The organism is Paenibacillus sp. LC231, from assembly GCF_001860525.1.
Classification (GTDB): domain Bacteria; phylum Bacillota; class Bacilli; order Paenibacillales; family Paenibacillaceae; genus Paenibacillus_AQ.
In genome coordinates, this window is the sequence record NZ_JFOM01000005.1 from 289,924 (window position 1) to 297,984 (window position 8,061).

The window sequence follows — 8,061 nt, forward strand, 5'->3', positions numbered from 1 at the left end:
ATTAGTAGTTCTCCAGCTGCTTCAGGTAGTTCTGGTAATTCGCATGAATTTCTTCCATCGAATCACCGCCAAACTTCTCAAGAAAAGCCTTCGCTACTTCCCATGTCACAACATGCTCCATGACAACGCTGGCGGCCGGAACCGCACAGGCATCCGAGCGTTCAACCTGAGCCGTGAAAGCTTCCTTTGTATCGATATCCACGCTTTGAAGCGGCTTGTACAGCGTCGGAATCGGCTTCATGACGCCGCGAACGACGATCGGCATGCCGTTGGTCATCCCGCCTTCAAATCCGCCAAGACGATTGGTTGCACGGTGGTATCCGCGATCTTCGCTGTACATAATCTCGTCATGCACCTGGGAACCGGGCAATTGGCCTGCTTCAAATCCGATTCCGACCTCAACGCCCTTAAAGGCATTAATCGACATCACGCCCTGTGCGATGCGGCCATCCAGCTTGCGGTCATATTGGACATGGCTGCCCAATCCGACCGGCACGCCTTCGATGATGCATTCCACGATGCCGCCGATGGAGTCGCCTTCTTTTTTGATCTGGTCTATGTAGGCTTCCATTTTCTTCTCTGTCTCTTCGTCCACCACGCGAACCGAGGAGGCTTCCGTACGCTCGATCAGCTCATCGATCGAAAGATTGTGCGGGGGAGCTTCGATCTCGCCAATCCGGATGACCTGGCCTGCCACTTTAACGCCGAATTGTGCCAGGAATTGTCTCGCGATAGCACCTACCGCTACGCGAACTGTGGTTTCACGGGCACTGGAGCGTTCCAGCACGTTACGCAGATCCTTCAAATTGTATTTCAAACCGCCGTTTAAGTCGGCATGTCCCGGTCTTGGACGATGTACCCGTCTTTTCACCTCGTCATTGCCCTCAATCGGCTCCACGTTCATAATGTTCTGCCAATGCTTCCAGTCATTATTCTGCACGACCAACGCGATGGGCGCACCGGTTGTATAGCCGTGACGCACACCTCCTAGGATTTGCGCGGTATCCTTCTCGATCTGCATGCGGCGTCCCCGGCCATATCCCTTCTGTCTCCGATGAAGCTGGAAGTTCAATGCTTCGAAATCAAGCTCCAAATTACTTGGAAGTCCTTCGATTATGGTTGTCAGCTGAGGACCGTGCGTTTCCCCGGCAGTTAAAAAGCGTAAGCTCATGATGCTTTTCCCCCTTTAAACTTTTAAGCGTTAAATCGCTAAACTCCGTAAATATCTTCTGCTCATTATAGTATAGGTCTAACGCTTTGACAAGAATGCCGCAAGACAAGCAAAAGCGCCTCTCATCCTCCGGATTGAAAAGCGCTTATGCGTTATGATTAGCTGTCTCTATTGAATTTTACGGTAGAAAAAGGTCTCGTTGCTCTCCAGGCCATATTGTCCCGGATTAAAGATCTGTTCCGTGCTGCCCACAAACAAGAATCCGCCTGGCTTCAGGCTTGAGGCAAACTTCTGGTACAGCTTGTGCTTGGCGCCTTCCGTGAAATAAATCATCACGTTTCGGCAAACAATCAGATCATATCCCGTCTCAAAGCGGTCCGTCAGCAGATTCTGCTTATGAAAGGTTACTTCCTTCTTCAAATGCTCACTGAAGCGGTACACCGAACCTTCTTCCTTAAAATAGCGGGCGGCTACATCCGGAGGCACATCCTTCAATGACCTCTCGACATATAGGCCCTCCTTCGCTTTATGTAATGCGCCGTCATCAATATCTGTCGCCGCGATGCGCGCACGGCTCAGCATCTTCTGTTCGGACAGTATCATAGCAAGCGTGTAAGGCTCCTCACCCGTGGAGCACGCGGCGCTCCATATTTTCAATACCCCGGGATTCTGCTGGGATATCTCAGGCAATATTTTGTCACGGAGAACTTCCCACCGGTTAGGGTTGCGCCAAAACTCCGAGACGTTAATTGTCATCCGGTCTAAAAACTCATGAAATAATGGCTTGTCCTTCATCATCGCGTCGTAGAAAGCCGAAAAGGTTTCAAACCCCTTCTTCAAACGCAGCGTTGTCAGCCTTCGCTTCATCTGCGCCTCTTTATAATCTGCGAGATTGATCCCCGTGCTTCGTTCGATGCTGCGAACAAAGCCGATATAATCCGGATCATCCAGCACAGGTTCATGTTCCGTCATCGTATCATCCTGTTTAATCAGATTATGCCGCTGCCTTAGCTTACAGCCAAGGGGACAGCGTCTTGTTATATTCAACCAATTCCTTCGCTTCAAAGAAATTGGCAATTTCGCGTTGCGCGCTCTCCGGTGAATCCGATCCATGAATCAGATTGTGCGGCGTATGAGCGGAAAAATCCCCCCGAATTGTCCCGGGCAGCGCATCCTTCACATTCGTTTTGCCAATCACTTGGCGGGACAAAGCAATGATGTCGTCCCCTTCCCAAACCATCGCAAACACCGGTCCGGATGTTATAAACCTAACCAGGTTTTCAAAAAAATCTTTGCCTTCATGCTCCGCATAATGGCGCTTGGCCTGCTCGTCTGAAATCTGCAGGAACTTGCCTGCAACCAGCTTGAATCCTTTATCCTCCAAACGGCCGACGATTCGGCCGATCAGCCCACGCTGTACACCATCCGGTTTAATCATTAAAAAAGTACGTTCCATTGGCCTCATCACGCTTCCCCTCATTCTAGGATATTGAACAATTATTCCATGCTCAGGTGATGTTACATGTTTGTACCCGTATTTTAACAGAAAGCAACCTCATGGTTAAGGCTAATATGACCGCTTTGTAATAAAATTTGCGATATCTCTAAGCTGTTTTTTGGTCTTGATGTCAGGCAAAGTATCCAATGCGGCCAATGCTTTACGGATATACCGATCAGCGAGCGCCTCAGATCTCGGTATACCATCGCTTGAGGTTACAAGCTTCACGGCGTCCGTCACATCACACTGGCCATTCAGTGCATGAATCCGATCCAGCTCTTGCAGCAGCGGCTCCCTCCGTTTGCTATCTTCGAGCGCGAATATAACGGGAAGCGTAATATTCCCCTGCCTCATATCGCTCCCCGGCGGTTTGCCAATCTGCTTCTCCGTCCCGCACAGATCCAGAAGATCATCCTGAATCTGAAAGGCCATGCCGACGTTATATCCGAATCGATACAGGCTGTTTGCGACCTTGCGGTCCGCATCCGCAGCCAGTGCTCCGAGCTGGCAGCTGACGGCAATCAAGAGCGACGTTTTGCGGCGTATACGCAGAAGGTACCTTCTGACGTCCTGATCGGTATTAAAGAAATCACGAATCTGCTCCATTTCCCCGATGGACATCTCGACCATCGCCTTGGCGAGAATTTGATGAATCTCCGGCTGCTTCAGGTGGGTCGTCAACTCCAGCGCCTTGCCGTATATATAGTCGCCGGTATACATGGCAACCCGGTTGTCCCACTTCGCCTTTACCGTTGGCTTACCTCGCCGCGTGTCCGCATCATCGATCACGTCGTCATGAACGAGCGATGCGCTGTGAATCATCTCGAGCGGCACGGCCACATGCTTTAGCTTGTCAATGTCATAGTCGCCGAACTTACCGCCCATCAGCACAAAAACAGGACGGAGTCGCTTGCCTCCTGCTCTAAGCAGATGCAAGGAAGTCTCGGTCAGCTCGGGGCTGTCGCCTTCGACGCTGAGATAGAGTTCCTTCTCGATAACGTCCATATCTTTTTTTAATGTTCCGAATATGTCAAATCGTTTCATCTTTTCACCCGTATGCTTAGATTCTCATTCCATAACTCCGGCACTACCTTGCGATCTTAGCAGGCCAAGCTCATCTACGAACTTGAAATATAAGCGTAATCCTTCCTGTTGTCGTTCGTAAAAATCGTAGCACAGGTTCGTTAAGTCGTCATAACAACAGCCGCTAACTCCTTGGATGCGGCCCGGCCTGCTATTCTCCCCATCTCGTATACAATCGATGATCAATGCGCAAGCTGTCCAATACCTTGCCGACCAGAAAATTCACAATATCATCAATGGTCTTCGGTCCGTAATAGAACGCAGGCATCGCGGGAATGATTTTGACGCCAAGCTTGGCCAGCGCCAGCATGTTCTCCAGGTGAATCGCATGCAGAGGCGTCTCTCTCGGGACAAGCACCAGAGGACGGCCTTCTTTCATCATCACATCCGCGGCGCGTCCCATCAGATTGTCGGAAGTGCCGTGCGCGACCGAGGATAATGTCCCCATAGAGCATGGCATGATGATCATGCCTTCGACAAGGTAAGATCCACTGGCTATCGTTGCTCCAATGTCGGAGATCGGATGGTAGATGACACGCCCCTCGTACCCGCCGAATTTCTCGGCCAGCACTTCTTCGCGGTTGCCTGTCTGAAAGCCCATTTCCTCCTTCAGAACGCGCCAGCCCGCATTGGAGATGATCAATTGCACATCATAGCCCAGCGAGAGCAGGCTCTCCGTAAGGCGAACTCCGTATATGCTGCCGCTGGCTCCCGTTATCCCGACAACCCAGCTTTTTCTGCGCAAGGATTTCATCAGATATACCGCACCACCAAATCAATCAGAGTGAATACAAACAGAATGATGCTCAGTGTACTGTTCATCGTAAAAAAGGCGGTTTGCAGACGGCTCATATCGTTTGGCGACAAGATGTAATGCTGATAGAATAAAATCCCGCAGGCGATGACCATGCCGATCAGATACCACCAGCCAACCGGTGTGACAAAGAAAAGAATGATAAAGCCAATAGCCGTTACTACGTGAAAACCGCGCGCGAACCACAACGCTTTATGCAAACCGAACCGGGAAGGAATCGAGTACAGCTTTTCTTTTGCATCAAACTTCTCATCCTGGCAAGCGTAAACAATATCAAATCCCGCCGTCCAGAACGCAAGCGCGATATAGAATACAATGGCCTTCCAGTCGATTTGACCGGTTACCGCAACCCATCCGCCAAGCGGAGCCAACGCTGTTGTAAGCCCGAGCACCAGATGGCAAAGCCAAGTAAACCGTTTGGTATATGAATAAATGATAAGCATAAAAATAGCGATAGGCAGCAAACGGAATGCAAACGGATCCAGCATGTAAGTAGCCCAGAAAAACACCGCGAAAGACAGAATAATGAATAAGATAACTTCCAGCGGTTTTAGCAGGCCTGCCGGAATGGCGCGATTTGCGGTGCGGGGGTTCTTGGCGTCGATATGCTGGTCCGTGAGCCGATTCAATCCGAACGCAGCGCTGCGTGCACCGAACATGGCAAGAAAAATCCACCCGATATCTCCCCATGATGGTAATTGGTCAAACACGACGGCCGATCCTAGAATCGCCCCCATAAAAGCGAAAGGCAGAGCAAACAGTGTATGCTCCACTTTAATCATTTCAAGATAAGTTCCTATTTTCTTAAACATCCAGATTCTCCTTGATCCCAATATGTAAGGCTGCTATGCCACCAGTCAAGGGATAGGCCTGAACCTGTTGAAGTCCGGTCTGACGGAAAGCTTCGGCAAGCTCCTCTCGTCCTGGGAACAATGCCAGCGATTCCGGCAGCCACTTATACTGCTCGTAACGCTTGGCTACCAGTTTCCCCATCCGAGGCAGCACTTGTTGAAAGTAGAAATAATAAATGCCTTTGAACGGCTGCCAAGTCGGCTTGGACAGTTCCAAACATACAACCATCCCGCCAGGCTTAACCACGCGTTTCATTTCATGCAGAACCTGCATGTAATCCGGTACATTGCGAAGACCGAAACCGATCGTCGCGTAGTCGAACTGATTGTCTTCGAACGGCAGGCTCATGGCATTTCCCTGAACCAGCACTACCTGTTGGTCCAGCCCATGTTTGGTAACCTTTCCTCGGCCGACATTCAGCATCCCCTCACTGAAATCGAGTCCAACTATGTGTCCGGATTCACTTGCCTGTGCCATACTAATCGTCCAGTCGCAAGTACCGCAGCATAGATCGATGGCCGTATCGCCATGGCGCATGTTCATCTTCTTCATCGTAAACTTGCGCCAAGCTTTATGTCTTCGAAAGCTGAGAATATCATTCATCATATCATATTTTCCCGAAATGCTTTCAAAGACGGAATGGACGTATTGCTCTTTTGGATTTTTGCCGTCATGCTTACTCATGCCTAACTTGGTTGTTTGGTTATCCACAGCATCCCCCTACCCTTCACTTACGACGGACCGGTACGTGCTTAGCCGTTTCAGGAACGGGTCCAGCATACCGGCGTACGGGCTCTCTCCTACACGGTTTGCCAGCAGCAGCTGTACGGCATTTACGGACTCGCGCAGCTTGTCCAGCAGCTTCTCCGAAACCTTGTGCTTCAGGATCAGCTTCCTCCAGTCCTTCATATCCGTTTTCTTGCCAACCAGCATCTTCCGTTCCTCGTCGCTCCCTGACTCGATCAGATGCCAGTACACGTAACCACATCTGCCGACTTCAGGCGTCGCACAGCGTTCCATCTCCTGCACAAGCGTCTCACATTCCGTAATTTCCTTGAGCAGCTTTTCCCATGTTTCTTGTACGGACACCTCAAGCAGCGGAGTAAAAGAAAGAAACAGCTGCATATTCAGCTGTACCGTTAGCCGTAGATATTCTTCAGAAGGCAGCAGCGTTTTTTTCATTTTGCCGTATAATCTCATCTTCATCACGTTAACATCGCTGACAGCCTTGCTAAGAAGCGAGATGACAGCAATTTCGCCCTTTAAGGCAAGGAGTTGATAAAAACGGCTACTGAAATAATCCCCTGCAAGCACTTTTAACTGCCGGGATCGCATCATCGCCTCTCCTTGATTGCCCTCCGTAACGTCGATGCTCTCATGCGTATCGAGTCCCACCTGAACCAGTGAGGTAACCAGTGCGTACAATTCTTCATGTCCGGCAAGATTTCGTCCCGAATCCTTTAAAAATATGTATAGCAAATGAACACGGGCATCCGGAAAATTCGGAAGTTCCGTGTGGTTCTGAATCATATCATAATTTAAATATTTCTCTGCCAGTTCTGGTACGCGATACGGTTTCATTCTCAGCCTCCGTGCACTTGATGTTCTTTTGTCCAATTGAGCCCACAATCCAATCTATTATAACACATGTTCAAGGCACGTACATGCCCTGTCATCTACTATTTTACCCCTTTCATGGGCTGCTGAACTGCTTTAGCCAAAGATTCGTAAATGTTAGGTTGAGAGCGGCCGCAATGGGTTGCGGAACATCGCCGTTCTCAAGCTGGGTAAGAGCTTCTGCATTGCGCAAGTCCCAGGTATCCTTGTTCATGTTCGAAGCAAGCAGCATATACCGCTTCCCTCCCCAGCGATCGATGGCTACCACTCTTAGATACAACTGCTGCACATTATCCGTTCCTTCGAACGTAAAAGACATGATGCTGGCGATATCCTCATATACCTCGGCGGCCGTTTCCGGGGGGTCGCTTAATTTGATATCCAGCGTCAGGGCGCCTTCATCATAATCTGCCCGGCTTATTTTCAGATGAAGAGGAAGACTCATTAGGGAGTCCACGAGTCCGGCATCGCTTAACTCCCGACTGTGATAGGGAATCGCCGCTGCCACAGCGCCAACCTTATAACGGGCTTGCGATTGAAGCCCCATTAACAGTGTGAGCATGATAAATGCAATCGCCGCGGGCAGGAGTACGGCTCGTACGGATTGCCAGTGCTTCATGTCCTCAACCTCCTCTATACCTAGTTTCTTCCGCTCCTCATGAGTCCATACCTCATTGTATAAAGAAAAAAAGCAGGCTATGCCTGCTCAGATTGTCGAGAAACCCTGTACTTTTTTCAAAGTACAGGGTTTCTCCCTTTCTAAGTAGTCACTTCAAGAGGGGAAATGGGGGGATTACCCCCTGTTTTCCAGGCGATCCAGGTGGATCGCCATCTTCTTCATGTTTTGCACGGCTGCTGTCATCAGAGCTTGTTCCCTGACGTTTTGCAACCCGCGCAACCGGCAATAGCGAAACCCATGGAGCTCTTTGGCATCCGCGAAGCTTCGCTCAATCGTTTCTTTTCGTTTTCGGTATAAATACTTACCGGATCGGCTGAGCCGGTTGTTTCGCACCCATTCCTTGCTGT

Annotated in this window: 10 protein-coding genes; all 10 read right to left on the reverse strand. The window is 50.0% G+C overall.

Annotation, left to right across the window (positions count from 1 at the left end; all coding sequences use genetic code 11):
* Window position 1: 1 nt before the first annotated feature.
* Window positions 2-1,171: a chorismate synthase gene (gene aroC / locus AK95_RS02935; RefSeq protein WP_071218406.1), complete on the reverse strand. Its 1,170-nt coding sequence runs from the start codon at window positions 1,169-1,171 to the stop codon at window positions 2-4.
* 168 nt (window positions 1,172-1,339) lie between these two features.
* Window positions 1,340-2,143 (reverse strand): CheR family methyltransferase, encoded by an 804-nt coding sequence (locus AK95_RS02940; RefSeq protein ID WP_071218407.1) that lies wholly within the window; start codon window positions 2,141-2,143, stop codon window positions 1,340-1,342.
* A 40-nt stretch (window positions 2,144-2,183) separates the two neighbouring features.
* Window positions 2,184-2,627, reverse strand: a complete 444-nt coding sequence (gene ndk / locus AK95_RS02945; protein ID WP_071218428.1) for a nucleoside-diphosphate kinase — start codon at window positions 2,625-2,627, stop codon at window positions 2,184-2,186.
* Between the two features lie 111 nt (window positions 2,628-2,738).
* The gene (locus tag AK95_RS02950) at window positions 2,739-3,713 is read right to left on the reverse strand and encodes a polyprenyl synthetase family protein (protein WP_071218408.1); all 975 of its coding nucleotides are present in this window, start codon (window positions 3,711-3,713) and stop codon (window positions 2,739-2,741) included.
* 190 nt (window positions 3,714-3,903) lie between these two features.
* Entirely contained in the window at window positions 3,904-4,506 is a 603-nt protein-coding gene (locus tag AK95_RS02955) for a UbiX family flavin prenyltransferase (protein WP_071218409.1), read from the reverse strand.
* Window positions 4,506-5,378, reverse strand: a complete 873-nt coding sequence (locus AK95_RS02960) for a UbiA-like polyprenyltransferase (RefSeq protein ID WP_071218410.1) — start codon at window positions 5,376-5,378, stop codon at window positions 4,506-4,508. The genes AK95_RS02955 and AK95_RS02960 overlap by 1 nt, the downstream gene beginning before the upstream one ends.
* Complete coding sequence (locus AK95_RS02965) at window positions 5,371-6,102, reverse strand: demethylmenaquinone methyltransferase (protein WP_071218430.1); 732 nt, start codon at window positions 6,100-6,102, stop codon at window positions 5,371-5,373. The genes AK95_RS02960 and AK95_RS02965 overlap by 8 nt, the downstream gene beginning before the upstream one ends.
* A 36-nt stretch (window positions 6,103-6,138) precedes the next feature.
* Window positions 6,139-6,999, reverse strand: coding sequence for a heptaprenyl diphosphate synthase component 1 (locus AK95_RS02970; RefSeq protein WP_071218411.1), 861 nt, complete (start codon window positions 6,997-6,999; stop codon window positions 6,139-6,141).
* Window positions 7,000-7,111: 112 nt separating this feature from the next.
* A complete protein-coding gene (locus tag AK95_RS02975; protein WP_071218412.1) occupies window positions 7,112-7,654 on the reverse strand; it encodes a hypothetical protein in 543 nt (180 codons plus the stop codon).
* A gap of 174 nt (window positions 7,655-7,828) precedes the next feature.
* A partial coding sequence (locus AK95_RS02980) for a transposase (protein WP_083397509.1) occupies window positions 7,829-8,061 on the reverse strand: 233 nt, incomplete at its 5' end.

What these genes read in the sequence shown, in the direction of transcription:
- aroC (WP_071218406.1), bottom strand. Translation starts at nt 1,171, where the DNA reads ATGAGCTTACGCTTTTTAACTGCCGGGGAAACGCACGGTCCTCAGCTG.
- AK95_RS02940 (WP_071218407.1), bottom strand. Translation starts at nt 2,143, where the DNA reads ATGACGGAACATGAACCTGTGCTGGATGATCCGGATTATATCGGCTTT.
- ndk (WP_071218428.1), bottom strand. Translation starts at nt 2,627, where the DNA reads ATGGAACGTACTTTTTTAATGATTAAACCGGATGGTGTACAGCGTGGG.
- AK95_RS02950 (WP_071218408.1), bottom strand. Translation starts at nt 3,713, where the DNA reads ATGAAACGATTTGACATATTCGGAACATTAAAAAAAGATATGGACGTT.
- AK95_RS02955 (WP_071218409.1), bottom strand. Translation starts at nt 4,506, where the DNA reads ATGAAATCCTTGCGCAGAAAAAGCTGGGTTGTCGGGATAACGGGAGCC.
- AK95_RS02960 (WP_071218410.1), bottom strand. Translation starts at nt 5,378, where the DNA reads ATGTTTAAGAAAATAGGAACTTATCTTGAAATGATTAAAGTGGAGCAT.
- AK95_RS02965 (WP_071218430.1), bottom strand. Translation starts at nt 6,102, where the DNA reads ATGAGTAAGCATGACGGCAAAAATCCAAAAGAGCAATACGTCCATTCC.
- AK95_RS02970 (WP_071218411.1), bottom strand. Translation starts at nt 6,999, where the DNA reads ATGAAACCGTATCGCGTACCAGAACTGGCAGAGAAATATTTAAATTAT.
- AK95_RS02975 (WP_071218412.1), bottom strand. Translation starts at nt 7,654, where the DNA reads ATGAAGCACTGGCAATCCGTACGAGCCGTACTCCTGCCCGCGGCGATT.